This is a genomic window from Flavobacterium lipolyticum (assembly GCF_020905335.1).
Lineage (GTDB): Bacteria > Bacteroidota > Bacteroidia > Flavobacteriales > Flavobacteriaceae > Flavobacterium > Flavobacterium lipolyticum.
On the sequence record NZ_JAJJMN010000001.1, the window covers coordinates 3,786,110 to 3,811,273 of the forward strand.

The following is a 25,164-nucleotide window of genomic DNA, read 5'->3' on the forward strand; positions in this document are numbered from 1 at the left end:
AAGACTATGAGTTTCGAACAATAAAAAAGCTCAAAATAGAGAACTAAGTTATTCTTAATTCAATATTTTAAGCTTTTTGTTTAATCCTTAGTATCTTAGAACCTCAGAACCTTAGTGCCTTAGTATCTATTTATCCTTATCCTTCCTTTTCTTATCTCTCGTTTTCAGCATGTTTCGATTGACAGATCCGTGGGTTTTCTTTTTGGTTTTCGACGGACCTCCAAGATTGACTTTTTTGTTCTTTTTCGATTTTTCGTGAAACGCACCGTCACCCTCAAGTTTTGGTTTTTTCATTAAAAACTTAATAGGCTGCTTGTCTTTTTCAGGTTCGATTAATTTGGTTGAAATTTCAACTTCTTCAGGGAAATGGGCAATTTCCAGTTCCTGATTCATTAATACTTCAACTTCAATTTTGAATTCTTCTTCACGTGGCGTGATAAAACTAATGGCAGTTCCTGTAGCATCTGCACGTCCTGTACGACCAATTCTGTGCATGTACAGTTCAGGGAATTCAGGAAGTTCAAAGTTAATAACGTGGGAGATGTTCGAAATGTCTAAACCTCTGGCCATAATATCGGTGGTGATTAATCCGCGAAGATTACCTTCCTGAAATTCTGCCATAGTACTCAAACGGTAATTTTGAGATTTATTAGAGTGTATTACTCCAAACTGATCTTCAAAATCCTCTTCGATTCGGGTATGAAGCATATCCGAAATCTTTTTATTGTTCACAAAAACCAAAACACGTTCCATGCTTTCATTGGTTTCCAGTAAATGTTTTAGCAAATTTACTTTGGTATTGAAATTCGGAACATTATAAGTAATCTGTGTAATTTTTTCCAAAGGTGTTCCCGAAGCGGCAAGTGTTACCTCTTCCGGAAAGTCAAAAAAGTCATTCAGTACAGCATCAACTTCATCGGTCATGGTTGCTGAGAATAGAATGTTTTGACGTTTGGTTTTCATCATCGCCAAAAGAGCAGTCAATTGCGTACGGAAACCTAAATTTAGCATTTCATCAAACTCATCAATAACTAATTTCTGAGTTTCATCAAAACGTACTACGGCATCCAATGCTAAATCCATTGTTCTACCAGGTGTTCCAACTAAAATGTCTACACCTTCATACACTGCTTTTTTCTGTGTATTGATGTTTACTCCACCAAAAATCCCCAGTGTTTTAACCGACATGTATTTGGTTAATTTCTCTACTTCTTCTACTACCTGAACGACTAATTCACGGGTTGGAACCAGAATTACAATTTTAGGCGTATTGGTATTGGTGAATTTGTATAATTTTAGAAGGGGTAATAAGTAAGCAAATGTTTTACCGGTACCGGTTTGTGCAATTCCCATCATGTCACGGCCAGACATAATCACTGAAAAAGATTTTTCCTGAATTGGGGTAGGAGTAACAAAACCTAGTTCGTCGATGGCTTTTTGTACTGATTTTGGGAGATTGAATTTTTCGAAAGTGCTCATTTGCATTAAATTTTGTGCAAATATAGCTATAAATAGCTGAAAATCGTTGTTTCTTAGAAATTACGACAGTTTGTGGGCTTCGAATTTCTTAAAAATGCAGTTTAAAAAACTATAAAAATCGTTTTATTCGCAGTAAAAGTTCATTTGGATTAAAGGGTTTAGCAATAAAATCGTCTACACCCAATTGAAAAGCTTCTTCAACAGTGTTTTCTTCTTCTCCCAGTGAAGAAAGTGCAATAACACGGATATCATTGTAATTTTGCTTGATTTCATTGATAATTTCCAGACCGGATTTAAGAGGTACGGTAATCGTGGTAATCACCAAATCCGGCATAATAACAGGAAGCCGCTCCATGGCATTGATACCATCTTTTGCGATACTTACTTTGAAGCCTTCTTTTTTTAGAATGAATTTTAAAATCTCAACAGTCATATCATCATTATCGATGATCATAATTTTTTTATTGGTAGTATCCATTTCGACTATTATTTTTTATACAACTCTATTTCGTCCAGCATTATCATTGCTTTTTTGTTTTTTCGCTTTCTCCAGACGGGCAATTCCTTCTGGTTTTCTACTACGATTTTGATCTTGGTAAAACTACTGAATCTCTGATTTTCGACTTCCCATGATTGTGTTGTAATTTCGTAGTCTTCTGTTAAATTGTTGCAAATTTGCTCTTTAATAAGTTCCCATTTCTGATTCTTAAAACCATAGATTTTTATTTTTTTTGGTGTAAAAATCCAATGTCTCTGATCGTTTAGGAAATTTAATTTTAAGAGGTTGAAATCAAGATTTTTGGTTTCGATTTCAATTTCCGGATTCGCATCATACCATCCAATCCAGTTGATATTAAAGTTTTTGTACCCTATGTTTCCATCAACCAAACCATAACTTCCTTTGCCTTTAAACTCATCAGATGGAGGTATTATAAAGGTAACTTTCAGGTCCTCGCCTAAATGAGTAGTGGTGTTTTTGCCAATTTCAATCCATTCTTTATAATAATTATCAGGAGAAATTCCGTCTTCGCTCAATTCATAAACTCCAAACTGATTGCAGGATTTTGAGAATTTTAGAACTCTTTCAGTTAAACCCGGTTTTACTTCTTTTTTGCCTTGGTTATTTACAACAAACATTCCGTGCTGGTTTTTTCCATAAAATTTGGCCTGCTCAAAATAAACAAATTCTAAAGCCAGTCGTAATTTATGAACGCGTGAGCTTAAAATGGAATCATTTTCGACGGTATTATTGGCCTGTTCCAGAAAATGATCGTAGTGATCCATAGCTTCAGGCGTCAAGAACGTATTTCGCGCCTGTACAGGACCAGAATAAATATCTAAATAAGCTTTACTTTTGCTTTGATTGGCTTCTATGAGGTCAAGATATTTTGCGACATAGGGCGCTGCTTTTCCATAAAAACCTCTGAGGAAATCAGCAGTAACAGCTTTAATGTCAATATCAGTATTCCACATTAATTTTGCCAGGAGATATTGTCGCAATTCCGAAAGATCTCCCGGAACATCAGCATATCCCTGTACAAATAATCCCTTTACTTTGTTTTTTTGAAAGAGTTTATAGTTGTTTTGAAAAGATTCAAAATTAGGAAAAGGGGACATGAAATTAGAGAATTGAACGGTGTAGTCCCATAAAAATAGCTGTGGTGAAGTTGTGCTCCAGTTCTCAAGGTTTTTGATAAATGATGGATTGTTCTGATTGGTAATGGGTTTGCCGCGATCCAGTTCAATAGGGCATAAGATCGTATAAATGTTTGGAGCTATTTTCAGATTTACAGGAGGTTTGAAGGTATGAAGATAGGCTAGGGTTGTAATTTTGGTTTTAGGAAAGTGAGCGGCGATTTTATTTAGAAAGTAATAAAACGAACCTTGCGGACCACCATATTTAGTGTTCATGGCTTTGCATTGCGTACATTCACAATACACGACGTCATCATTCTGGCTGACAGAATAGAATTGCGCATGGGGTGTTTTTGCGATAATTTCAGTCATTTTTTCCTCTACCAGATTCACAACAGTGTCATTGGTCATGCACAAAGATTCTGTATTTCGTTCTCCTTCGTACAAAGCAAAAAGTTGAGGATTAGTTTTAAAATATTCTTTTGGCGGAACAAGCATGCTAAAAGAATGTCCCCAAAGACCAAAATCGTCAATGTGCCAGTCGAGTTTGTGCCAGTCCCTGAAATCTTCGTCATAACAATCAGGGAAAAACAAAGCTCTGTAATCAAAAGAGGGCTGATAGATTTTACTTGTGTTTTTTGCAAAAGTAAACTGAGTTACTTTTGGAATATAAGTTTCTGTTGCGGTAAATTTCCTAAATTCCCAGATTTCGAGTAAAGTATAAACGGCATAGCGCAGGTATTTCTGATTTGGAGCCGTTATATAAATTGATTTTGAATCGCTTTTGACATTGAATTCATTTGCTTTGAGTTTTTTATCATTGGAAATTTCCAGTATGATTTCGGAAGCATCACTCTCTTTTTGACTTTTTGTAGTAATTTCAAATGGTTTCGACACGGATTTCTCCAGATATAATTTTAGTATTCCTGCCGCAGCCTGAGTACTTTCAGCGGTAGCAATAATTTTGGTTTTATCGGATATTGTAATTTCAGATTGTGCCATCATCTTAAAACTAAGCAGGGTGAGAATAAATATTTGCAAATATTGAAGACGCTTTTTTTTCATACGATTTAAAATTTATATTGCAGTAAAAAAGCAAAATCAAGTTCGTTTTGAAACTTTTTAGGGGTGTATTCCTGTTGGTTGTTGGTGATTAATATTCCAAAAATATAATGGGTTCTGATTAATTTATAAAAGCCGGCACTCAGTCTGTACGAACTTAAAGAAGCTCTGTTTTCATATTCCGCTGCTCTGGTCTGATCGTCCGGTGAAGTTCCATAACCTGCAATTAGGGTAAGATAATCAAACTTAGTTCCGTAATAGTAGCGGGAGGTAAGGGTAAAGGACGGTGCGTCTTTTTGAATGTAAGATCTTAAATTGACCCAGTATGCCCCGAAGTATTTTCCTAATCCTACATTTAAAGTTTTTAAATTACTGTTGTCCTGCATTTCGATGTAGCGGAAGCCTAAATCTGCCTCCCAGCCTTTGGCGAAATTGTAGAAATAGCAATACCCTAATCTCCATTCAGGAAAAGCGATGTCACTGCTGTAGGCGACATCAATGTAGGAATAGTTGTTCTTCTTTCCCGAGAGGTAAGATTCGACTTCAAATTGAAGTCCGCTGGCCATGACCTGACTGGAAGATCGTCTTTCAGCATGGCTAACTCTTCCAATTAAACTTCCCCAGGTACGTTGATGCGTATAATCGGCACTTGCCAGATGCCACGGGCCAACACCGTCGCGATCAATTGTGGTGAAGTTGTAATAAACACCCCCCCGATCCATATTAGTTCTGGAGTACAAGGCAAAAAGACGCTGTTCGATGTCGGCATCATTGGGGTATTTTGTTCTTATCGATTTGAGATTTTTTTCCTCATTTTTAGTGTCATTCTGCAGAGAATAAATTGCAATTCTTTTTAGCCTGAAGGTTTTGTTGTCGGGAAACTGGTCAATTGCTTTATTGGTTAAGACCAGAGCTTCATCGTAATTTTTCGCCTCTAAATCGATATTGATCAGATAGAGATAGGCATCCTCATAGGCCGGGTTTTTATCAATGACATAGTTATAGTAAAATCGGGCACTGTCTTTTGCTTTTGTCAGGTCATAATTTCGCCCCAATACCAAATAGAAATCCAGGTAGTCCGGAGCCAGTTTTTTTCCTAACTGAGCTCTCTGAATATTTGCTTTGTAGTCCGGACGGGCATTTCTCATGTCCTGAAGCACAACAGTCAAAAGGCTGTCAGTGTCTATTTTTCTTTGACCTTTTGTAGTTTGGCAAGTCAATAGAAATAAACAAAAAAGCAGTCTTATTAGAGCTATAGTTCTGTTATGTTTCATGATCAGCTTATTTTTTAGTTGGACTTTCATATCCTTTACGGACCATTACGCCCCAGTTTTGTTCTTTTCTTCGAAAGAAGAACCAATAGCCTTTCAGTGAGGCGTAAATCGTTATCGGATGGTACACAAAAGGCTCAAGTGCAGCCATCCCGATAAGAACCATTAATTCTTTATAATTGGCATAACTTTTATATAGTATTTCATCTATCAATATGGATATTATGGTTATGGAGAGATAGAATAGATAGACTAATAAGCTTATAATCAGTAAATACTGGTAGTCGATCATTCCAAATATAAAACTGAAAATTAGAGTCAGAATACCAATAAATTCTATAATAGGAACTAAAAACTCAAAACTGAAAAAGAAAGGTAATACCAGAAAGGCTGTTCGTCCGTATTTTGGATTTAAAAACATTTTTCGATGTAAATACAAGGTTTGAACCAGTCCACGAGCCCATCGAATACGTTGTCTTAAGAATATTTTTCGCGTACTGGGAACTTCTGTCCAACAGAGTGATTCGGGAATGTATTTGATTAAGTATTTTTCTTTAGTATCGTGCATGTATTTTCGCATGCGCGTCACCAGTTCCATATCTTCACCTAAGGACTGATGCCAGTATCCACCCGCTTTAATCACAATGTCTTTATCAAACATACCGAGACCTCCGGAAACCAAAAGCAGACCGTTTAGCTGACTCCATGCCATTCTTCCAAATAAAAAAGAGCGTACGTATTCTAATTCCTGAAAACGCGGATACCATTCTTTAGGATAATGAACTTTAAACAAAAAGCCTTCCTTGATATCGCAGGAGTTTGAAATCCTGATTCCGGCTCCACAAGCAATGACACGAGTTTCATTTTCCATAAAGGGTTTGGCCAGTTTCAAAATAGTATCTCTTTTTAAAATACAATCTACATCAGTGCATAAAAAAAGGGGATATTGCGACGAGTTTATCCCGGCATTTGCGGCATCAGCTTTGCTTTTTCCGTTTATTTTGTCGACAATCAGTAATTTCGAATAAACAGGATTCTTTGATTTATAATGCCCCCGAACGGGCTGCGTAGCTATTTTCTCCTGATAATAAAAGTCAATTTTAACCAGATCAAATTCGACAATTAGTTTTTCCAGTGTATCGTCAGAACTTCCATCATTGACAATAATGATTTCGTATTTCGGATAGGTAAGAGAGAGTAGGGATTTAACATTGTAAACGATATTTACCCCCTCATTAAAAGCGGGAGCCACAATGGAAACGCCCAGTATATGGTTCGAACGAATTAAAACCTCTTCTTCCAGGTATTTTTGATATTTTAAATGTTTTACGATCGCCCAGTAAGAAAGGACAGACAGGAAGATGTAGAACAGAATATACCCGATTGAAAAATGGATCACAAAGAGATTGTAACAGTGAATAATATAATGTAGAAAATCAGTTATCATAGTTGTAATTCTCTAATGTGATTAATCATTTTTTGCGTATCGGAATCCTGTCTTCCCAATACATCTATACATACAGAATCGAGACCATTTAAAGCAGCTACCATTTTTAATTTAAGATCTTTGATTTCTTCTCTCGGAATTTGATGGTTTAAAAATGAGATTGTTTTTTCTGAGCCTACAATGGCAAGGGCATTCAGAATTTCCAATTGAAGTTCGATACTCTCCTGCTTAAATTGCAGTAATAAATCCTCTTCTGCCTCATACAGGTACAAGTCGCGAATGGCAATAATCACATCGGTTCTAAGGTTTTTATTTTCGTGTTTGAGCAATTTGATAATATCCTGTGATCTGTTTCTGTAATTGTAAAAAACCATAGTCATTACGGCTAATTTCAGAGTAGTAGGATTATCAGATTCTATCCAAAGTTCGATATCAGGTGGAATTGGTATGTTTTGCGAATGCAATACATCCATTATTTTTATGGTGGTACTGATGGATACTTTTACCGGAATTTTATTAACGGCCTGCCAGTCTCCTTTGGTTAAAATCAGGTAAGCAATATTGGCGTTTGACCGGATAATTTTATTGGGATGAAACAAATATTTTTTGATTAGAGCAATTCCGGGTTTATATCCCAAGGCTTGAAAATGATAAATGCCATCACATTTTTTATATTTTCTAAAATCCCGAAGTAAACTTGCTGAATAATGGTTTAAACCCAGTTGTTTGTATATAATAAGAATGTTTTTGGCGGTTTTACCTTTTAAATTGCTTTTCATCCGAATCATATCGTCGATAAGCATTTCTTTACACCAGGTTTTATGGATGGGAATTTCAGATCTGAATTTGGCAATTTTGTATTTCAGAATGCTTTCCTCCGGTTTTGAGAGTGTGATTTCTGTAAGGAAAATTTCGGACTTTCGTACAATGTGATGCCGGTAAGGAAGAGTGTATTGATAATGAATTCTTTTGAGTATTAATGCAAGTGCTAAAGCTAAACTTGTAAATACAAATAATGGGATGGCGTAGTGTTTTATATAACCTATAAAATGCTCCATAAATATTGCTTTATAGAGTGAAATTACGAAAAAAAACGCAATAAAACTAATGAAAGGTCACTCCCTGGGGATTAAAATCCCTCAAAAACACCCAATCCGAAAAGAGCAAAGTCATATTTTACCGGATCTTGAGGGTCCATTTTTCGGAGTTTAAGATCGAGTTCTGTTAAGGCCTTTCCATCATTTTGTTTTCGGGTTAGGATCCCTAATTTACGGGCTACATTACCGGAATGTACATCGAGCGGACACGACAATAATGAAGGTGAAATGGTTTTCCAAATACCTAAGTCAACACCTTTGGTATCCTGGCGTACCATCCAGCGCAGGTACATGTTGATTCTTTTTGCTGCGGAATTGTTTAACGGATCCGAAATATGTTTTTGAGTTCGGGGCAAATGATCAATCTCAAAGAATATTTTTTTGAACTCACTGATGCTTTTCTGTAAGCCGTCTACTTCTTGATTTTTGGCAAAAACAGCTTCAAGACCTTTGTGATTTTTATAAATGTGCTGTAATCCTTTTATAAAGCCGCTAAAGTCTTTTCCGTTAAAAGTACGGTGTACAAAGTTTTCAAGACGCTCCAGATCTTCATCAGTATGTGACATCACAAAATCATAAGGAGTATTACCCATTAATTCCATCATTTGATGTGAATTTTTGATAATCATCTTGCGATTTCCCCAGGCAATTGTGGCACTCAAAAAACCTGCAATCTCAATGTCTTCTTTCTGAGAAAACAAATGTGGAATTTGCACAGGATCACTTTCGATAAAATCGAGATTGTTGTATTGGGTGACTTTTTCGTCAAGAAATTCTTTGAGTTCTTTTTGTGTCATAATGTAAAGGAAAGAGATAACCTAATTGTTGAAGGTTTTTAATTACTAATTAATCCATCAACCATTACTAACTTTCTATCCGCCATATTGGCTAATTCTTCATTGTGAGTTACAATTACAAAAGTCTGTCCAAATTCATCACGAAGCTGAAAGAATAACTGGTGTAAATTTTCGGCAGAATGGGTGTCCAAATTCCCGGAAGGTTCATCTGCAAAAATAACGTCGGGTTTGTTGATTAGCGCCCTTGCTACAGCAACTCTTTGCTGTTCTCCTCCTGAAAGTTCATTGGGTTTGTGATGAATTCTATGGGAAAGCCCTAAGTAATCTAAAAGTTTTTTGGCCTCGCTTTCTACTTCAGTATTTTTTTTTCCGGCAATGAAAGCAGGAATACATACATTTTCTAATGCTGTAAATTCAGGTAAAAGCTGATGAAACTGAAAAATAAATCCTAAATTCAGATTTCTGAATTTTGATAATGCTTTATCACTCAGCTCTAAAATATTCTGACCGTTTATGGTTAAGGAAGTTTCGGTTTCTAATCCTGAAGGCTTGTCAAGTGTTCCCAGAATTTGCAAAAGAGTTGTTTTTCCCGCACCGGACGCACCCACAATCGAAACAATTTCACCTTTTTTAATGTGCAGATCGACTCCTTTTAAAACTTCTAATTTGTCGTAGAACTTATGTATGTTTTTTGCGTGGATCATTTTGAAACTGTTTCTACAAAGAAACAAAGATTCTTCCGATATCAAAATGGGTTGTAACAGAATTTTATGAAGAAAGCTATTTAAATGGGTATTGAAATTTTATGCTACATTTATGAGAAATTATTTAGCGAGATGAAAACAAAAATTGGGATATTAGTTTTGATAATTATACTTCTGGGGCTATTTGTTGGTGTCAAAGTATATGCTGATGATCAATTTGTGGTGTATAAAGCCGATCTTAAAGAACAAGATTTAAGATTATATTGGAAGAATGATAAAGGAGGAAATTTTGGAAGCATCGAGAACCTCAAACTTTGGTTGGAGAAAAACAAGGCAACGCTAAAATTTGCCATGAATGGCGGAATGTATAAAAGGGATAATTCGCCACAAGGTCTTTATATCGAAAAACAAGAGATTCTGGTTGCTTTAGATACCTTAAAAGCAGCGGGTAATTTCTACTTAAAACCAAATGGTGTTTTTTATCTGACAACAAAAAGAATTGCCAGAATTTGTAAAACAGAAGATTTTCGCAATGATAATACAATAGAATATGCAACTCAATCCGGCCCAATGTTGGTTATTGACGGAAAAATTCATCCTGATTTTAATAAAGCTTCGAGTAATTTGAATATTCGAAATGGAGTAGGGATTTTACCAGATGGAAAAGTAATTTTTGTATTGTCGAAAAAGGAAATAAATTTTTATGATTTTGCAAATTATTTCAAAAGCTTAGGTTGTAAAAATGCGTTGTATCTGGATGGATTTGTATCGCGTGCGTATGTGCCTTCAGAAAATTGGATTCAGACCGACGGAAATTTTGGTGCGTTATTTGCAGTAACAGAAAAAAAAGAATAATTAAAAGGTTTATTATATGGGAATTAAGAAACAAATTACCATTAGAAAATAAGTTTGTTTTAAAGAATTCTTTTTAAATTCGAATATCTAAATACAATGAAAATGCAGGAAGCCAAAGTAATGAACGACGATAGAACAAAGAAACTCCTTTTGGGTCTGGCATTGGATGCAATTGGAATGCTGACTTACAGTATACTAGGTTTTGCTGAGCCCGCCGATTTGATTTGGGCACCAATAGCAGCTTTTATAATGACCAAAATGTATCCGGGAAGAGTAGGGAAAGTAGCGAGTGTTTTAACTTTTATAGAAGAAATACTTCCGGGAACCGATATTATTCCATCCTTTACCATAACCTGGATTTATACTTACTTTTTTTCAAAAAGGGGGTAAAGAGTAATGCGAATTAAGATTTTTGATTGCTGATTTCAGATAGTTACGACATTATAAAATCGACTATTTCGTTATTTAACAACACGAGATCAAAAATCGTTAATCAGCAATCTTAAATCTTTTTTAATCGATTTTACCTCTTTTATGGTAAATTAAGACTGAGGTTTTGAATCTTTGAACAAAAATCCCAGTCCCATATTTTTAAGCATTTTCTTTTCAAAATTCCAAAAGAAACGGAATTGTCCGAATATGGTACCGATACCAACCAGTAAAACCTGATAGATCGGGAAAATAATTAACAGTCGTATTAGAGTAAACCAGCCTCCGAAATCCTCTTTGGTAATGCCTAGCAAGACGCAAAAAGGTTTAGACAGCCATGCAGATGCCGATCCTGTGATGGCAAAAACAATTAGTATGATTATGGCTTGTACATTTGAGGTGATGCCCCAACGTTTTTTTAGTCTGTTCATTCTTTATTTATAACGATTACAAATATAAGAACATTATCTTATAGGAACATAGCCTCCGAGCTTTTGTTTGTAAGTATTTTGAAAATAAATCATATAGTTATAAATAAGGTAATTTACTTCGTAACCATAATGAATCGTTGGCTGATAATCAATTCTCATTTCATATAAATTCGGACTGTAGCGCTGTGGCTGTAAAACACGATTGTTCCATTCGGTTACGTACAGATTGTTTTTGTTTTCGAGATAACTTAAAGAGTAATAATTTCGTGGAAGTGCTCTTGATGCCAGCCAGGTACTAAAGCCGTTATCGATAATGATCACTTCGTACTCTAAAGAATCGTTGGCAATTCGTACCGTATCGTTTACTGCGGCAGTAGACTTGCCGCCTGTATTTGTAGCAGCCGTATTTTTTGAAGCTGTCGAACAGGCTATTATGGTAAAGAGAAGGCCTAATATAAAGAGGGATTTTTTCATAAATTTTGTTTGAGACTTAAATTTACGAATAAATGAGGAGAGGTTTTAGGTATTTAACAGTTTGTATAGAAAGGTTCTGAGATGCTAAGGTTCTGAGATGCTAAGGTTTTTGGTTTTGATCAATAAAGAAAGGTTGTTTGTGAGGAAAGGTTCTGAAGTCCTAAGGTTCTGAGATGCTAAGATTTTTGGTTTTGATCAATAAAGAAAGGTTGTTTGTGAGGAAAGGTTCTGAGGTGCTAAGGTTCTGAGATGCTAAGATTTTTGGTTTTGATCAATAAAAAAAAGGCTGTTTGCATAGAAAGGTTCTGAGTTACTAAGGTTCTGAGACGCTAAGGTTTTTGATTTTCGTGAATAAAAAAAGCTGTTTGAGTTCAACAAACAGCCTTTATATTTTTGGTAAAAGGTTTAATACTTAAATTTAAAGTTACCATGGGAATAGCTTAGTGCCTCAGAACCTTAGCATCTTAGCACCTTAAAAAAAAATCATTTTCCAAACAATTTCCCCAATAGCCCTCCTAATCCTCCACTTTTAGTAAGACTTACAGCATCGGCTACATCTACTTTTCCGTCATTGTTTTGGTCCAGACCGAATTGCATTCCGTATTTATTAATAGTGTCCATAATACCGGAAGCTTGTCCGCTATTTCCTGAAATTGAGCTTATAATATCTGAAATATTAAAACTACTGTCGTTGGGATCTTTTGCTTTGTTGACTAAAGAATTCAAAACCTGCGGAATCATACCTGAAGCGACACCAGCTGAATCGGCGCTGCTTAATCCGAATTTTTCACCAAGACTCCCGCTTAATTGTTGTGTTATTTGCTGTACAACGGGATTAGAACTGTCCAGTTTAGAAGTTCCGTTAAATAAGCCAGCCAATTGTTCTGCACCTCCTTCTGAAGCAATTTTTTGCAATCCTGAAAATATTGAAGAGCTAGTTTCCTGTATAACCGCTTCATTATGCTCATTTGGGACAGCAGCGTTGTTTACCACTGCATCTCCTCCGTATTGTTGTACTAATTGTGTTAATTGTTCAAACATGATTTAAAGAATTTAGGTTAGAATTTAAACTCAAATTTAATCAAAAAAAGAAAGGGATTTATTAAACGATGTTAATAAATCCCTCCTAATTAATTTATTTTTAGTTTATTAGCTCAGTATGGAAATGATTTGTGAAGCTAATTCTGTACCAATTCTGTCTTGTGCTTCTCCTGTGGCAGCCCCAATGTGAGGAGTCAATGAGATTTTAGTATGCATTAAAATAGCCATTTCCGGTTTTGGTTCGCTTTCAAAAACGTCTAATCCGGCAAATGCAACTTTTTCTGAATCTAAAGCTTTCACTAAGGCTACTTCGTCGATAACACCACCACGAGCGCAGTTTACTATTCCAACACCATCTTTCATAATAGCCAGTTCTTTTTCGCCAATGATGTAACCGTCCTGAGCAGGAACGTGTAAGGTAATGAAATCAGCTTCTTTGAACAATGATTCTAAAGATTGAGAAACGATAGTTGTAGTGATCGACTGACCGTCAAAAAACTCCACTTTAACGTCAACAGAAGGAATAAAGCTATCAGCCGCGATTACTCTCATTCCTAAACCTAAAGCCATTTTTGCAGTAGCCTGACCAATACGCCCAATACCAACAATACCTAGAGTTTTACCTCTTAGTTCAGTACCATTAGCGTATGCTTTTTTCAAACCGTCAAAGTTTGAATCCCCTTCAAGAGGCATATTTCTGTTTGAATCATGTAAAAAACGAACACCTGAAAATAAGTGACCAAATACCAATTCGGCAACAGATTCTGATGAAGAAGCCGGAGTATTAATGACATGAATTCCTTTGCTTTTTGCGTAATCAACATCGATGTTGTCCATACCAACACCACCGCGACCAATAATTTTCAATCCCGGGCAGGCATCAATAATGTCTTTACGAACTTTAGTAGCGCTTCGTACTAAAACGACATCTACATTATTTTCGTTTACAAAATTAGCTACTTGTTCCTGAGCTACTTTTGTTGTAATAACTTCAAAACCACCTTTTTCTAAAGCAAGAATTCCACTTTTTGAAATTCCGTCGTTTGCTAATACTTTCATCTTAGTTTATGTGTTTATTTGTTTATTTGTTTAATCGTACAGATTAGAAGATAAACATAATATTATAATTTTTTCTTTTTTGTTTAGGAGCTAATCCCGCTATCCGTTATGATCTTTTTTGTTTTTAAAGAAAAAACAAAAAAGGATCTCCATTTCTATCGGGGCTAGGAATCCTGTGTTCAATTCACATTTTTGGTAAACTGCAAACTAAAAACTGCGACTGTAAACTAAATTTTAGTTTCCAAAGCTTTCATGACATCTACTAAAACCTGAACGCTTTCGATAGACATCGCATTGTAGATTGAAGCTCTGTAACCACCCACTGAACGGTGACCTGGTAATCCTGAAATTCCGGCTTCTTTCCATAAAGCGTCAAAAGTAGCAGTGTGATCGGCATTGTTTAATAAGAAAGTAACGTTCATTTTAGAACGGTCTTCAACTGCTGCTGCTCCTTTAAACAATGGATTTCTGTCAATTTCGGCATAAAGTAATTCTGCTTTTGCATTGTTTAATTTTTCAACTGCAGCAATTCCTCCTTTTTCTTTAATCCATTGTAAAGTTAGTAACGAAACATACACAGCAAAAACAGGAGGAGTGTTGTACATACTCTCTGCTTTAATATGTTTAGCGTAATCTAACATACTTGGAATTGTTCTTCCGTTTTTCTCTAGTATTTCTTCTTTAATCACAACCAAAGTGGTTCCGGCAGGTCCCATGTTTTTTTGAGCGCCGGCGTAGATTAAGTCAAATTTAGAGAAATCCAATTCACGTGAAAAAATATCAGAACTCATGTCGCAAACCACAGGAACATTTGTTGCCGGGAATTCTTTCATTTGAGTTCCAAAAATAGTGTTGTTGCTGGTACAGTGAAAGTAATCAGCATCAGTTGGTATTTCGTATCCTTTCGGAATATGATTGTAATTAGCTTCTTTTGAAGAACCTACGATAACAGTTTCTCCAAAATATTTTGCTTCTTTTATAGCAGCAGTTGCCCAGGTTCCGGAATCCAGATAAGCGGCTTTTCCGTTTTCTTTCATTAAGTTATAAGGGGCCATTAAGAAGGCTGTGCTTGCACCACCTTGTAAAAATAGAGCCTGATACCCTTTTCCCTGAAGTCCCAATAATTCTAAAGCAAGGGATCGAGCTTCCTCCATAACAGCAACGAAGTCTTTACTTCGGTGCGAAATTTCAAGAATAGATAATCCTGAATCATTAAAATCTAAAATGGCTTTTGATGCTTTCTCAAAAACTTCCTGAGGTAAAATACTAGGTCCTGCGCTGTAGTTGTGTTTTTTCATGGTTTTTGTTAATAGTCGAAAAATTTAAAGACGCAAATTTCGGCAATAGGAGCTGAAAAAGCGATAAATAATTCGAAATAATTGAACATATTTTTAATTTGTTGTTAACAAAAACGTTATAGTATCTACATTATCTGCATAATCCCACAAACGTGGTTTTTGGGTTTGCCCAAAAGAAATACTGTTTTGAGTTAAATCATTGCTCACTATGCACTGAATTTGTTCAGCATCAGCTTCTAAACGAGTTTGTAAGTCTTCGATGTTTTCATAAGATTCATAAAAGACACTCGAAATAGGAGAGGCGTAACTCGGATCTTCTTTTAGAGTTAAAAAGCCATTGTCTAAAAGTTTAAAGTTACTCATCAAAAACACAGCTTTATTGTAGTCGTAATTGTTAGCGTATTTTTCGTAATGAATAACATCCTGATATTTGAAAATAGCTTGGAAAAATGCATCAAAAGAATATCCTTTCGGAACAAAAAGTTTAGACACATTGCGGCATCCCAGTCCAAAATATCTGAAAATATCCTCGCCCAAAGCTTCTAGTTCTTCGTGAGTTTCTTTTCCGTTTAAAATTGCAACCGAATTTCTGTTTTTGCGAATGATCGACGGCTTATCTTTAAAGTAATATTCAAAATAACGTGCCGTATTGTTGCTTCCGGTTGCTATAACGATATCAAAATTTTCGAGTTTACCTTCTACGAAAGTGATCTTATCTTTTAGATTTTCATCGACAAAAATGAGGTATTTGGCTAAAAAAGGCAATAAATGCTGATCGTTTGAAGAAGTTTTTATTAAGGCCTTATTTCCAGTGATTAAAACCGATAAAAAGTCATGAAATCCAACTAACGGAATATTTCCGGCAAGGATTAAAGCAACTGTTTTTTCAGTTTTATCTGCTTTTTCGAATGCTGAACTGTAAGCCGAAAGCCATTTTTCAATGTTTTCTTCCGTTAAAGCTTCTGCCCATGAATGTATTGCAAAATGCACCTGTTCAGGAGTATACCATCCATTGTGTGATTGAGAAAGAGCAATCAGTTTTATGAAATCATCAAAAAACAGGTCGTTACCTAAAACCGATTCATTTCGTACGTTTTCTGTTTCAGAGAACTGACTTAAAAATCGACCTAGTGCTATAAAAGACTGTTTTTTTTCGTTTTGTAACATAAGTAATTTGTTTATGAAAGGTTTTGATTGTAATTTTGCACAAAAATAAGGATAAATAAGTCGAAAGTCAAAAGTCATCAAGTCAAAAGCGAGGGATGTCTTTTTTTTGACTTTGCAACTTTAAGACTTTTAACTCTAAGACTAATAAAACAATGGCAATAATTATAACTGACGAATGCATAAACTGTGGGGCTTGCGAACCGGAATGCCCAAATACAGCAATTTATGAAGGTGCTGATGATTGGAGATACAAAGATGGAACCAGTCTTTCCGGAAAAATAATTTTACCTGACGGAACTGAGGTTGATGCAGAAGATGCACAAACACCAATTTCTGATGAGGTGTATTATATCGTTCCTGGAAAATGTACCGAGTGTAAAGGTTTTCACGATGAACCTCAATGTGCTGCCGTATGTCCAGTTGATTGTTGTGTGCCAGATGATAATCACGTTGAAGACGAAGAAACCTTGTTGAACAGACAAGCGTTTTTACACGGTGAATAATGAAATAATGATGTATTAGATATAAACAAAAAATCCTGAGTTAACGCTCAGGATTTTTTGTTTTTGTTTAGTCAGATAAGAGCTTTTTTTGACTTGTCTGATTGCATAAAGTTCCCAACTGCTTAAACTGTTGGGGTAGTTGTTTTTAAACACATAGAAACATAGGTTTGATATACTCAAATAAGGCGTTTTACTTATTTTAGGCGAACAGAGGCGACTATGCGTAAGAAACGGGCTTCTTTTTAGATTCTTTTATGGCCTCAGAATCTATGTTTCTATGTGTTACATGTTTTTTTAATGGGTTACTTACTTAAAAATTAAACCCAAGTCTTGCATAGTAGTATGCTCCGCTGAATCCCATCTGAACGGCATCCCAGTAACCACCTGCTTCAGTGTTGCCTGTCTCATCTTGTTTCGTTGGGTAAACATTGAATAAGTTGTTGCTTCCAACGCTTAATTTCAGGTTTTTAGTCAATTGATATCCAACAGTTAAGTCGGTGATTAGTCTTGGATTGTATACATCATTTTCATCAGTATAATCTACTAAAACTACTTTGCTGAATCTGGTGAATGCAATACCGGCATCAAATTTATTTTTAGCATAGTTAAGGTTTAAACCAAATTTGTTATCCGGAGCTGATGATAGTAGGAATGCTTTTTCACGTTTTCCAAAGAAAGTACCCTCGTCTAAAGTTCCGTTTTTTACATTATCAATTTTCATGTCGTTGATGTTTCCAACCAAAGTCGCACTAAACAAGGACTCTCCGAATTTTTTCTTCCAGGCCAAAACGATATCCAAACCGTGAGTACTGGTGTCTACACCATTCACGAAAAACTGAGCTTTATCGACACCAAGGTTTAAGGGTTTAGCATCAAAATATCCGGTAAGAACGATACGGTCTTTTACTTTGATGTAATAGCCATCAACTGTTGCGGTGAAATCGCCAAAGGTAGCCGTGAAGCCCAAAGAGGCATTTACCGCTTTTTCTTCGTTTAGTTTCTGAATTCCAAAAGCCTTGGTAACCGGGCTGTTATTTGGAGCAAGTAGCACTTCGGTAGCTCCTCCTGCATTAAAATTTGTAAAACGCAGGTTGTAATAAATTTGTGCGAGTGAAGGAGCACGGAAGCCTGTGCTTACAGATCCTCTGAAGTTAATATGCTGTCCGGCTTTTACTCTTGCAGCTAATTTTCCGTTTAAGGTACTTCCAAAATCACTATAGTTTTCAAAACGAACCGCACCGCTCAGTAAAAAAGACTCTGTGATGTCAAGCTCAGCATCAGTGTATAAAGATAAGTTCGTACGACTTTTGTCTACCGTATTTGAAGGGCTGTATCCTGGAAAACCTTGTGAACCTCCCGGTCTTGAAATGGTTGGAGACGAAGTTGGATCTGTAGGGTCGTAATCCGGATTTGGAATAGTTGGCGCGCTTTGGGTTGTAGGGTTGGTTATAGGTCTTCCGTTAGTATCATAAGTCGCATAAGAACCTTCTTCTCCTGAGAAAATAGTAAATTTTTCCGTTCTGTACTCTGCTCCAAAAGCAAGGTTTAAACCGCTTAAGACCGAATCGTAGTTTTTAGAAAAATCAAAATTGGTTGTATTTTGAGTCAGACTGTGCCCTCCTGCATCAAATTCTGTTGGAGATTTCCCTTCTAAGGAAGCATTTATAGTTCCTTTGATGTAGTAATGAAAAAGGTTTTTACCGTAAGTATTGCTTAAATCGATGTTCCATCCGCTGGCTGTTTTAGTTCTAAATCCTGCTGCCAGAGAATTGTCTATAATATTAGAAGTAATTCTGGGAGTGTAGCCACCCGGATAAACAGACTCGACAACTCTTTCTCCTCCGTTTCTGGTAAATGCATAGGCATCTGTATCTCTGTAATTTCGGCCTCCAAAAGCATAAAACTGCGTTTTCTCAGATACCGGAAGCGATAAATTTCCGAATAAGTTAAAACCTTGAATAGAAGCATCTCCAAAACCTTTTCTGAAATCATAAGCAGGTCTTAGGGTTTTGTTTTTGTTGATGTATTCTGTTGTAAAATTGGCTGAACCTCCTTTGTCACCAATCGCAACACCATAGTTAGCGGCTACTTTTACAGATCCACCGTCAAACGATTGGTTTTTGCCATAAGTATTTCCGTTTCCGTTTTGGTCCAGTCTGAAGTTTTTGGTATTTGGAGTTCCATCCAGAAAATCACCTTTTGCATTGGTATTAAATGCTCCGTAAGTTACAGATCCCGTTAATTCGTCGACATTGTCATTTAGTACAATATTAATAACTCCGGCAATGGCATCCGAACCGTATTGGGCAGCGGCGCCATCTCTAAGGATTTCAATTCTTTTGATGGCAGTAGCAGGTATGGCATTTAAATCGGTTCCTGTATTTCCACGTCCGCGGGTACCAAATAAATTGATTAAGGATGACTGATGTCTTCTTTTTCCGTTAATCAAAACCAAAGTCTGATCCGGTCCCAGACCTCTCAGCGAAGCAGGGTCCACGTGATCGGCACCATCAGATCCGGATTGTTTGTTGGCATTAAACGAAGGAGCAACATATTGTAACAATTGATTGATCTCTATTTTACCGCTTTGTGTCGTGACATCTTTTACGCTAATAACGTCAATCGGAACGGCCGAATTCACCACGGTTCTCTTAGTATTTCTTGATCCTACGATTACGACATCATTCAGGACCTGACCTCCGTTTTCGTCTAAAATAACGTCAGTTTTACTATTTGAAGAGGATTTTTCTACATTGGTATAGCCAACGTAGCTAAAAATTAAGATGGCACCTTCTTTTACTTTTATAAGGTAACCTCCTTCAAAATTGGTAGATACGCCGTTTGTAGTTCCTTTTTCAAGGATATTAACTCCCGGAAGCGGATTACCTGATTTATCTCTCACAACTCCTGATACTTCTTTTTGGGCGAATAGAAATGCTGTGTTGAACAGTATTATTAATAATGCAATCTTTTTCATGGTTAATTGAGTTTGGTTTATTGGTTTTTGTTCGTTTGTTATAAAAGTAATTATTTTTAACAAAAAATTAATAAGAAGTTTATTTTTTTTAATGAGGTAACCTTAAAAAACATTAATCGTCATTTTTACTTCAATTGCGAGCTATTAAATCTTATATTTGCAAAATTTTAAAGCCAAAAAATACTATTTCGGCACAAGTACAAAAGGAATACGAAAATTATAACCTGTTAAAAACGACTTTGGTATACTGAAAAACCGGTATAAAAAAGACTCGAAAGAAAAAGGGTTACATAAAAAACAAATAGAATCAACAGATGAAAGCAGGAATTGTAGGATTACCAAATGTTGGAAAATCAACATTATTTAATTGTTTGTCTAATGCAAAAGCGCAGAGTGCCAACTTTCCGTTTTGTACAATCGAACCCAATATTGGAGTTGTAAACGTTCCGGATCCAAGAATTAACAAACTGGAAGAATTAGTTAAACCAGAGCGTGTACAAATGGCAACTGTGGATATCGTTGATATCGCAGGTTTGGTAAAAGGTGCTAGTAAAGGAGAAGGTCTTGGAAACCAGTTTTTAGGAAACATTAGAGAGTGTAATGCTATTATTCACGTTTTACGCTGTTTTGATAACGATAACATCGTTCACGTTGATGGTAATGTAAACCCAATTCGTGATAAAGAAACGATTGATATTGAACTTCAGTTGAAAGATTTGGAAACAATCGAGAAACGTTTGGAGAAAGTAAAACGCGCCGCTAAAACCGGAAACAAAGAAGCTCAGACGGAAGAAGCTTTGTTAAACCGTATCAGAGAAGCGTTATTGCAGGCAAAATCTGCCAGAACTATTATTCCTCAAAGCAACGACGAAGAAGTTTTGATGGAAGGTTTTCAATTGATTACGGCTAAGCCGGTATTATACGTTTGTAATGTTGACGAAAGTTCAGCTGTAAACGGAAATAAATATGTAGATCAGGTTCGTGAATTGGTAAAAGACGAAGAAGCTGAAGTTATCATTCTTTCAGTAGGAGCAGAAGCGGATATTACAGAATTAGAAAGCTACGAAGAGCGTCAGGTTTTCCTTGAAGATATGGGATTGACTGAGCCGGGAGCTTCTGTACTAATTCGTGCAGCATACAAATTATTAAAACAACAAACTTATTTTACAGCAGGTGTAAAAGAAGTTCGTGCCTGGACCATCAATATTGGAGCTACAGCACCACAAGCTGCCGGAGTTATTCATACTGATTTTGAAAAAGGATTCATTCGTGCCGAGGTAATTTCATACGAAGATTACGTTCAGTACGGTTCTGAAGCAAAAGCAAAAGAAGCAGGTAAGTTCAAAGTTGAAGGAAAAGAATATATCGTAAAAGATGGTGATGTAATGCATTTCCGTTTCAACGTTTAATCTTTTTTAGAGAAGATAGAATAGAGAACAAAGAAGATAGACTAAAACTGCTGGAGCAATTCAGCAGTTTTTTTTATGCACAAAAGTTATTGTTAGTTGTATTTTGAGGTTGAAGAAAGCCATTGTCAGATTGTACGAAGTCGAAGCTTCGCATCGTTTTTTATTTCGAGTCTCGTTCCTCGAAATAAAAAAAAATGAACTTAAAAATCCGTTTAAATCCGCGCTTTCGCGTGCGCGAATCTGTATAGTCGGTTTGTAATTTGTAAGAAGCAAAAAAAATTGGCTCAAAAATTGGTTACAGAAAAATCAACCAATTATCAATCTAAAAATAACCAATCAAAATGCTAAAAAAATCTTTCAAATTTCTGGGCTGGACACTTTTCGGAATCTTTGCTTTTCTTGCTTTATATGTGACAGCTGTATTATTGATCTCCAGAATTACAGTTAACTCCACTATGGACAAAATTGACGAACAAAACGCAATCCCGATTTATATTCTTTCCAACGGAGTGCACACCGATATAGTGGTTCCGATCGTTAGTGAAGTCAAAGATTGGAGAAAGGAAATTCAGTTTGATCAGACAGAATCCAACGATACATTGGCAAAATTTGTAGCTTTTGGCTGGGGTGATAAAGGTTTTTATCTCGATACACCTGAATGGTCAGATTTAAAAGCCAGTACGGCTTTAAAAGCTATTTTTGGTGTAAGTTCGTCAGCCATGCATACCACATTTTTTAAGCAATTACGCGAAGGAGAAGATTGCAAACGTATTCTGGTTTCTAAAGAAAACTATCAAAAATTAGTAAACTATATTTCAGAGAGTTTTAATAATCCGGAGAATCCTGAATGGATTGAAGGCCATAGTTACGGGAAAAAGGATGCTTTTTATGAGGCTAAAGGAAGTTATAGTCTGTTTTATACGTGTAACACCTGGGCAAACTGCGCGTTAAAAGCGGCGAATCAAAAAGCGAGTTTATGGACGGTTTATGATAAAGGAATCTTTTGTCATTATAAGTAAAAATTAAAGATGTATTTTAAGAAATAATCTTTTGACAAAAGGATTGATAAAATAAAAAGGTACTTTTATGTTTTGGGATAAAGCTTGTTTAGTCCTGAAGAGATAATAATGATTATATAAAAGCTATTTGAAAAAGCTGTTTTTGAAATTAAACCATAACAAATATGAAAATTGTAGCCTTTGGAGGGAGTAACAGTCAGCATTCGATAAACAAACAGCTGGCGACTTATGCGGCAAGTTTATTCGACAATGGAACAGTTGAGGTTTTAGATCTTAATGATTTTGCCATGCCCTTGTTCAGTGTCGATTTAGAAAAAGAAATTGGTCAGCATGAGCTGGCAAAAACATTTTTGCAAAAGATTGAAAATGCAGATCTTTTGGTAATTTCTTTGGCAGAAAACAACGGGAATTACTCTGCAGCTTTCAAGAATTTGTTTGATTGGAGTTCGAGGATCATGAAAGAAATTTTTCAGCAAAAACCAATGCTTTTAATGGCTACTTCGCCGGGAGCAAGAGGAGGAGCTTCGGTTTTGGAAATCGCCAATAACGCTTTGCCAAGATACGGAGCACAAATTAAAGCTACTTTTTCATTGCCGGCATTTAATGCGAATTTTGACTTGGAGGAAAATAAAATCTCAAATGAAGAGTTAAATAGAGAATTAAAAGACATTATTAAGTCCAGTTTCTAATTTATGATCCCAAAAAAGATTGTCCTTGCTGTTTTCTTCCTGAGTTTCATCTTTCTGCCTCGTGTCAACGCGCAAAAGTACAATACGATTGATAATACGGTGTTAAAGTATCCTGCTAATTTTACTTCAGTAGAAAGTCTGGCAGAAAGAATACAAAAAGATTTTACTTCCGATTATGATAAAGCGAGGGCTATTTACAGCTGGATTGCTTTAAACATAAAATACGATTACAAAGCCTATCTGAATCCGCCAAAACCGCTTCGATTTACCTATATTAATGAAGCGGACAAACAAGCGAAAATTGCAGTTTTAAAGGAAAAAACATGGCAGAACACTTTCGAATCCCGAAAAGCGGTTTGTGAAGGTTTTACACTTTTGTATCAGGAATTGGCCTCTTTAACGGGGTTGAAATGTGAGGTGATCCGAGGAGATTCTAAACGAGCGTTGAGTGATATCGGACGTGAAAATTCGTTTTCCAATCATTCCTGGAATATGGTTCAGGTGGATGGAAAATGGATTTTGGTTGATGTAACCTGGGGGCAGGGATATTATGACAGTGGCAAAAAAGCGGCTGTTAGTCATTTTTCACCCGTTTATTTTGACACTGATCCCAAATACTTTTTTGCTAAGCATTTTCCGGATTCCGGAACTTATCTGGGGAAAAAATTAAACAAAGAGGATTTTCTGAACGGACCATTACTTTTTGATGCTGCAATAGAAGGAGATCATGAGATTTTGGCACCGGCTTCAGGAATTATTAAGGCTAATGAAGGAGACAAAATCCGGTTTAAAATAAAGAATATTGCAAAGACAGATCTTTTTTATTATTTGAAGAATGGAAAACCTGTCAGAATTGAAGACTCTAAAGCAGTAAATGGAGCTTTAGAATTTGAAGTCATTTATGATAAAAAAATAGGCTCGTATATTACTTTTTTTCTTGTTCGTGACGGTATAATGTCATTTAAGATACTTTCAAAGTAAAACGAAGCATGATCTTTGCTTAAAGAGCTTCCTTCTTTGGTTAAATTGGCGTATCTTAGCCATTACAGTTATAAAATTAATTTAACTGCCGGATTATGGAAACAACTTATTTGAAATCAATTTTAGACAATGATTTCTATAAATTTACAATGCAGCATGCTGTAATCAAACTTTTTCCAAAGGCTCAGGTTCGTTACGGCTTTATCAACAGAGGAAATCATTTTTTTCCGCCTGGATTTGGAGATTTACTTCGAAAATCGGTAGATGCAATGGGGGACCTGCGGTTGACAAAAGAAGAAAAACAATATTTGTGGCATCATTGTTCTTATCTGGATCCCACTTATTTTGATTTTTTGCAAGGCTATACCTTTGACCCGTCCGAGGTTCAGATTACTCAGACAGGTTCTGAGTTAAAAGTAACCGTTCAGGGCTATTGGTATCGCACTATTTTATGGGAAGTACCCCTGATGGGCTTGATTTCTGAGCTGTTTTATAAGACTGGTCAATCCATTCGACTGGATGATGAAGCTTTGAAAAGGATAACCAAAGACAAGATTGACAATTACAATAAAATAGGAGTTTCGATTTTAGAGTTTGGAACCCGACGACGTCATTCTTATGATGTACATGCCTTGGTGAATGAGACACTTCGAAAATTTGGTTCGAATAGTTTTATAGGAACTAGTAATGTTCATTTTGCAATGACTAACAATATGCGGCCGTTGGGTACTCATGCCCACGAATGGTTTATGTTTCATGCAGCCCAATACGGTTTTAAAATGGCTAATATGATGGGTTTGGGACATTGGACGCAGGTATACGATGGTGACCTCGGAATTGCTCTGACGGATACCTATACTACAGCGGTATTTTTTGAGCAATTTGATAAAAAGTACTCGAAACTTTTTGACGGAGTACGTCACGATAGCGGAGATCCTATTGAATTTGCAGAAAAAGTAATTTCGCATTATGCCCAAATGGGAATTGATCCGAAATCGAAAGTGATCGTTTTTTCGGATTCGTTGAATTACGAGAAGGTGAAAAGAATTGCAGATTTTTGTAAAGATAAAATCAAAATGTCATTTGGTGTCGGAACGAATTTTACCAACGATGCCGGTTTGCCTTCGATGAATATGGTGATAAAACTGACAGAAGTAAAGTTGAATAATGACCAGTGGCAAGGTGTTGTAAAACTTTCTGACGAAAAAAATAAAAATACCGGAACGCCTGAAATGATTGCTTTGGCAAAAGAAGTGCTGGGAATCAAATAGTATTTTTTACCAAAAAGCTGATTTTTTATATTTTTGGTTTGCGGATTATTTTAAAATCAATGTAAATAG

The 25,164-nt window shown here is 36.0% G+C and carries 23 protein-coding genes; 8 read left to right on the forward strand and 15 right to left on the reverse strand.

Going from position 1 to position 25,164, the window contains the following annotated elements; translation table 11 throughout:
* Window positions 1-126 precede the first annotated feature (126 nt).
* From LNQ34_RS16130 to LNQ34_RS16165, 8 genes are all read right to left on the reverse strand, one after another.
* Window positions 127-1,479, reverse strand: a complete 1,353-nt coding sequence (locus tag LNQ34_RS16130; protein ID WP_230000448.1) for a DEAD/DEAH box helicase — start codon at window positions 1,477-1,479, stop codon at window positions 127-129.
* A 109-nt stretch (window positions 1,480-1,588) separates the two neighbouring features.
* Window positions 1,589-1,957, reverse strand: coding sequence for a response regulator transcription factor (locus LNQ34_RS16135; RefSeq protein WP_230000449.1), 369 nt, complete (start codon window positions 1,955-1,957; stop codon window positions 1,589-1,591).
* An 8-nt stretch (window positions 1,958-1,965) separates the two neighbouring features.
* Complete coding sequence (locus tag LNQ34_RS16140) at window positions 1,966-4,179, reverse strand: DUF4838 domain-containing protein (protein WP_230000450.1); 2,214 nt, start codon at window positions 4,177-4,179, stop codon at window positions 1,966-1,968.
* A 5-nt stretch (window positions 4,180-4,184) separates the two neighbouring features.
* A complete protein-coding gene (locus LNQ34_RS16145; protein ID WP_230000451.1) occupies window positions 4,185-5,450 on the reverse strand; it encodes a YaiO family outer membrane beta-barrel protein in 1,266 nt (421 codons plus the stop codon).
* A gap of 7 nt (window positions 5,451-5,457) precedes the next feature.
* Window positions 5,458-6,846: a glycosyltransferase family 2 protein gene (locus LNQ34_RS16150; protein ID WP_230000452.1), complete on the reverse strand. Its 1,389-nt coding sequence runs from the start codon at window positions 6,844-6,846 to the stop codon at window positions 5,458-5,460.
* Window positions 6,847-6,890: 44 nt separating this feature from the next.
* Window positions 6,891-7,952, reverse strand: a complete 1,062-nt coding sequence (locus tag LNQ34_RS16155; protein WP_202701801.1) for a HEAT repeat domain-containing protein — start codon at window positions 7,950-7,952, stop codon at window positions 6,891-6,893.
* A 71-nt stretch (window positions 7,953-8,023) separates the two neighbouring features.
* Entirely contained in the window at window positions 8,024-8,788 is a 765-nt protein-coding gene (locus LNQ34_RS16160) for a TIGR02757 family protein (RefSeq protein WP_202701317.1), read from the reverse strand.
* A gap of 38 nt (window positions 8,789-8,826) precedes the next feature.
* Window positions 8,827-9,492 carry an ABC transporter ATP-binding protein gene (locus tag LNQ34_RS16165; protein WP_070906761.1) on the reverse strand — a complete coding sequence of 222 codons (666 nt, stop codon included), beginning with the start codon at window positions 9,490-9,492 and terminating at the stop codon, window positions 8,827-8,829.
* Between the two features lie 132 nt (window positions 9,493-9,624).
* Here LNQ34_RS16165 and LNQ34_RS16170 point away from each other — a divergent pair, with 132 nt between their 5' ends.
* Both LNQ34_RS16170 and LNQ34_RS16175 read left to right on the forward strand, forming a co-directional pair.
* Complete coding sequence (locus LNQ34_RS16170; RefSeq protein ID WP_202701318.1) at window positions 9,625-10,347, forward strand: phosphodiester glycosidase family protein; 723 nt, start codon at window positions 9,625-9,627, stop codon at window positions 10,345-10,347.
* A 96-nt stretch (window positions 10,348-10,443) separates the two neighbouring features.
* Window positions 10,444-10,737: a hypothetical protein gene (locus LNQ34_RS16175; RefSeq protein ID WP_202701319.1), complete on the forward strand. Its 294-nt coding sequence runs from the start codon at window positions 10,444-10,446 to the stop codon at window positions 10,735-10,737.
* A 152-nt stretch (window positions 10,738-10,889) separates the two neighbouring features.
* Here LNQ34_RS16175 and LNQ34_RS16180 read toward each other — a convergent pair whose 3' ends face one another.
* The 6 genes from LNQ34_RS16180 to LNQ34_RS16205 form a co-directional block, all read right to left on the reverse strand.
* A complete protein-coding gene (locus LNQ34_RS16180) occupies window positions 10,890-11,207 on the reverse strand; it encodes a DUF6787 family protein (protein ID WP_202701320.1) in 318 nt (105 codons plus the stop codon).
* A 33-nt stretch (window positions 11,208-11,240) separates the two neighbouring features.
* On the reverse strand, window positions 11,241-11,681 hold the full coding sequence (locus LNQ34_RS16185) for a DUF6146 family protein (protein WP_202701321.1): 441 nt from the start codon (window positions 11,679-11,681) through the stop codon (window positions 11,241-11,243).
* Window positions 11,682-12,164: 483 nt separating this feature from the next.
* Window positions 12,165-12,722, reverse strand: coding sequence for a hypothetical protein (locus tag LNQ34_RS16190; protein WP_230000453.1), 558 nt, complete (start codon window positions 12,720-12,722; stop codon window positions 12,165-12,167).
* Window positions 12,723-12,830: 108 nt separating this feature from the next.
* Complete coding sequence (locus LNQ34_RS16195; RefSeq protein ID WP_230000454.1) at window positions 12,831-13,781, reverse strand: D-2-hydroxyacid dehydrogenase; 951 nt, start codon at window positions 13,779-13,781, stop codon at window positions 12,831-12,833.
* 227 nt (window positions 13,782-14,008) lie between these two features.
* Window positions 14,009-15,079: a 3-phosphoserine/phosphohydroxythreonine transaminase gene (gene serC, locus LNQ34_RS16200; RefSeq protein WP_202701324.1), complete on the reverse strand. Its 1,071-nt coding sequence runs from the start codon at window positions 15,077-15,079 to the stop codon at window positions 14,009-14,011.
* Between the two features lie 93 nt (window positions 15,080-15,172).
* Window positions 15,173-16,246 (reverse strand): acyl-CoA reductase, encoded by a 1,074-nt coding sequence (locus tag LNQ34_RS16205; RefSeq protein WP_202701325.1) that lies wholly within the window; start codon window positions 16,244-16,246, stop codon window positions 15,173-15,175.
* Between the two features lie 152 nt (window positions 16,247-16,398).
* Here LNQ34_RS16205 and LNQ34_RS16210 point away from each other — a divergent pair, with 152 nt between their 5' ends.
* Complete coding sequence (locus LNQ34_RS16210) at window positions 16,399-16,749, forward strand: 4Fe-4S dicluster domain-containing protein (RefSeq protein WP_017498411.1); 351 nt, start codon at window positions 16,399-16,401, stop codon at window positions 16,747-16,749.
* A gap of 310 nt (window positions 16,750-17,059) precedes the next feature.
* On the opposite strand, the gene LNQ34_RS16215 is transcribed toward LNQ34_RS16210, so the two are convergent.
* Entirely contained in the window at window positions 17,060-19,726 is a 2,667-nt protein-coding gene (locus LNQ34_RS16215) for a TonB-dependent receptor (RefSeq protein WP_202701326.1), read from the reverse strand.
* A gap of 314 nt (window positions 19,727-20,040) precedes the next feature.
* Here LNQ34_RS16215 and ychF point away from each other — a divergent pair, with 314 nt between their 5' ends.
* The 5 genes from ychF (at window position 20,041) to pncB (ending at window position 25,095) form a co-directional block, all read left to right on the forward strand.
* A complete protein-coding gene (ychF, locus tag LNQ34_RS16220) occupies window positions 20,041-21,135 on the forward strand; it encodes a redox-regulated ATPase YchF (protein ID WP_202701327.1) in 1,095 nt (364 codons plus the stop codon).
* A gap of 341 nt (window positions 21,136-21,476) precedes the next feature.
* Window positions 21,477-22,154, forward strand: a complete 678-nt coding sequence (locus LNQ34_RS16225; protein WP_230000455.1) for a TIGR02117 family protein — start codon at window positions 21,477-21,479, stop codon at window positions 22,152-22,154.
* A 164-nt stretch (window positions 22,155-22,318) separates the two neighbouring features.
* Window positions 22,319-22,843 carry an NADPH-dependent FMN reductase gene (locus LNQ34_RS16230; RefSeq protein WP_230000456.1) on the forward strand — a complete coding sequence of 175 codons (525 nt, stop codon included), beginning with the start codon at window positions 22,319-22,321 and terminating at the stop codon, window positions 22,841-22,843.
* A 3-nt stretch (window positions 22,844-22,846) separates the two neighbouring features.
* Window positions 22,847-23,824: a transglutaminase domain-containing protein gene (locus LNQ34_RS16235; protein ID WP_230000457.1), complete on the forward strand. Its 978-nt coding sequence runs from the start codon at window positions 22,847-22,849 to the stop codon at window positions 23,822-23,824.
* 95 nt (window positions 23,825-23,919) lie between these two features.
* The gene (pncB, locus tag LNQ34_RS16240; protein ID WP_230000458.1) at window positions 23,920-25,095 is read left to right on the forward strand and encodes a nicotinate phosphoribosyltransferase; all 1,176 of its coding nucleotides are present in this window, start codon (window positions 23,920-23,922) and stop codon (window positions 25,093-25,095) included.
* The last annotated feature ends 69 nt before the right edge of the window (window positions 25,096-25,164 follow it).

Excerpts from the sequence above, each read along its gene's own strand:
- LNQ34_RS16190 (WP_230000453.1), bottom strand. The coding sequence starts at position 12,722 with ATGTTTGAACAATTAACACAATTAGTACAACAATACGGAGGAGATGCA.
- LNQ34_RS16140 (WP_230000450.1), bottom strand. The coding sequence starts at position 4,179 with ATGAAAAAAAAGCGTCTTCAATATTTGCAAATATTTATTCTCACCCTG.
- LNQ34_RS16165 (WP_070906761.1), bottom strand. The coding sequence starts at position 9,492 with ATGATCCACGCAAAAAACATACATAAGTTCTACGACAAATTAGAAGTT.
- pncB (WP_230000458.1), top strand. The coding sequence starts at position 23,920 with ATGGAAACAACTTATTTGAAATCAATTTTAGACAATGATTTCTATAAA.
- LNQ34_RS16170 (WP_202701318.1), top strand. The coding sequence starts at position 9,625 with ATGAAAACAAAAATTGGGATATTAGTTTTGATAATTATACTTCTGGGG.
- ychF (WP_202701327.1), top strand. The coding sequence starts at position 20,041 with ATGAAAGCAGGAATTGTAGGATTACCAAATGTTGGAAAATCAACATTA.
- LNQ34_RS16230 (WP_230000456.1), top strand. The coding sequence starts at position 22,319 with ATGAAAATTGTAGCCTTTGGAGGGAGTAACAGTCAGCATTCGATAAAC.
- LNQ34_RS16145 (WP_230000451.1), bottom strand. The coding sequence starts at position 5,450 with ATGAAACATAACAGAACTATAGCTCTAATAAGACTGCTTTTTTGTTTA.
- LNQ34_RS16135 (WP_230000449.1), bottom strand. The coding sequence starts at position 1,957 with ATGGATACTACCAATAAAAAAATTATGATCATCGATAATGATGATATG.
- LNQ34_RS16235 (WP_230000457.1), top strand. The coding sequence starts at position 22,847 with ATGATCCCAAAAAAGATTGTCCTTGCTGTTTTCTTCCTGAGTTTCATC.
- LNQ34_RS16185 (WP_202701321.1), bottom strand. The coding sequence starts at position 11,681 with ATGAAAAAATCCCTCTTTATATTAGGCCTTCTCTTTACCATAATAGCC.
- LNQ34_RS16180 (WP_202701320.1), bottom strand. The coding sequence starts at position 11,207 with ATGAACAGACTAAAAAAACGTTGGGGCATCACCTCAAATGTACAAGCC.
- LNQ34_RS16205 (WP_202701325.1), bottom strand. The coding sequence starts at position 16,246 with ATGTTACAAAACGAAAAAAAACAGTCTTTTATAGCACTAGGTCGATTT.
- LNQ34_RS16225 (WP_230000455.1), top strand. The coding sequence starts at position 21,477 with ATGCTAAAAAAATCTTTCAAATTTCTGGGCTGGACACTTTTCGGAATC.
- LNQ34_RS16155 (WP_202701801.1), bottom strand. The coding sequence starts at position 7,952 with ATGGAGCATTTTATAGGTTATATAAAACACTACGCCATCCCATTATTT.
- LNQ34_RS16215 (WP_202701326.1), bottom strand. The coding sequence starts at position 19,726 with ATGAAAAAGATTGCATTATTAATAATACTGTTCAACACAGCATTTCTA.
- serC (WP_202701324.1), bottom strand. The coding sequence starts at position 15,079 with ATGAAAAAACACAACTACAGCGCAGGACCTAGTATTTTACCTCAGGAA.
- LNQ34_RS16195 (WP_230000454.1), bottom strand. The coding sequence starts at position 13,781 with ATGAAAGTATTAGCAAACGACGGAATTTCAAAAAGTGGAATTCTTGCT.
- LNQ34_RS16160 (WP_202701317.1), bottom strand. The coding sequence starts at position 8,788 with ATGACACAAAAAGAACTCAAAGAATTTCTTGACGAAAAAGTCACCCAA.
- LNQ34_RS16175 (WP_202701319.1), top strand. The coding sequence starts at position 10,444 with ATGAAAATGCAGGAAGCCAAAGTAATGAACGACGATAGAACAAAGAAA.
- LNQ34_RS16130 (WP_230000448.1), bottom strand. The coding sequence starts at position 1,479 with ATGAGCACTTTCGAAAAATTCAATCTCCCAAAATCAGTACAAAAAGCC.
- LNQ34_RS16210 (WP_017498411.1), top strand. The coding sequence starts at position 16,399 with ATGGCAATAATTATAACTGACGAATGCATAAACTGTGGGGCTTGCGAA.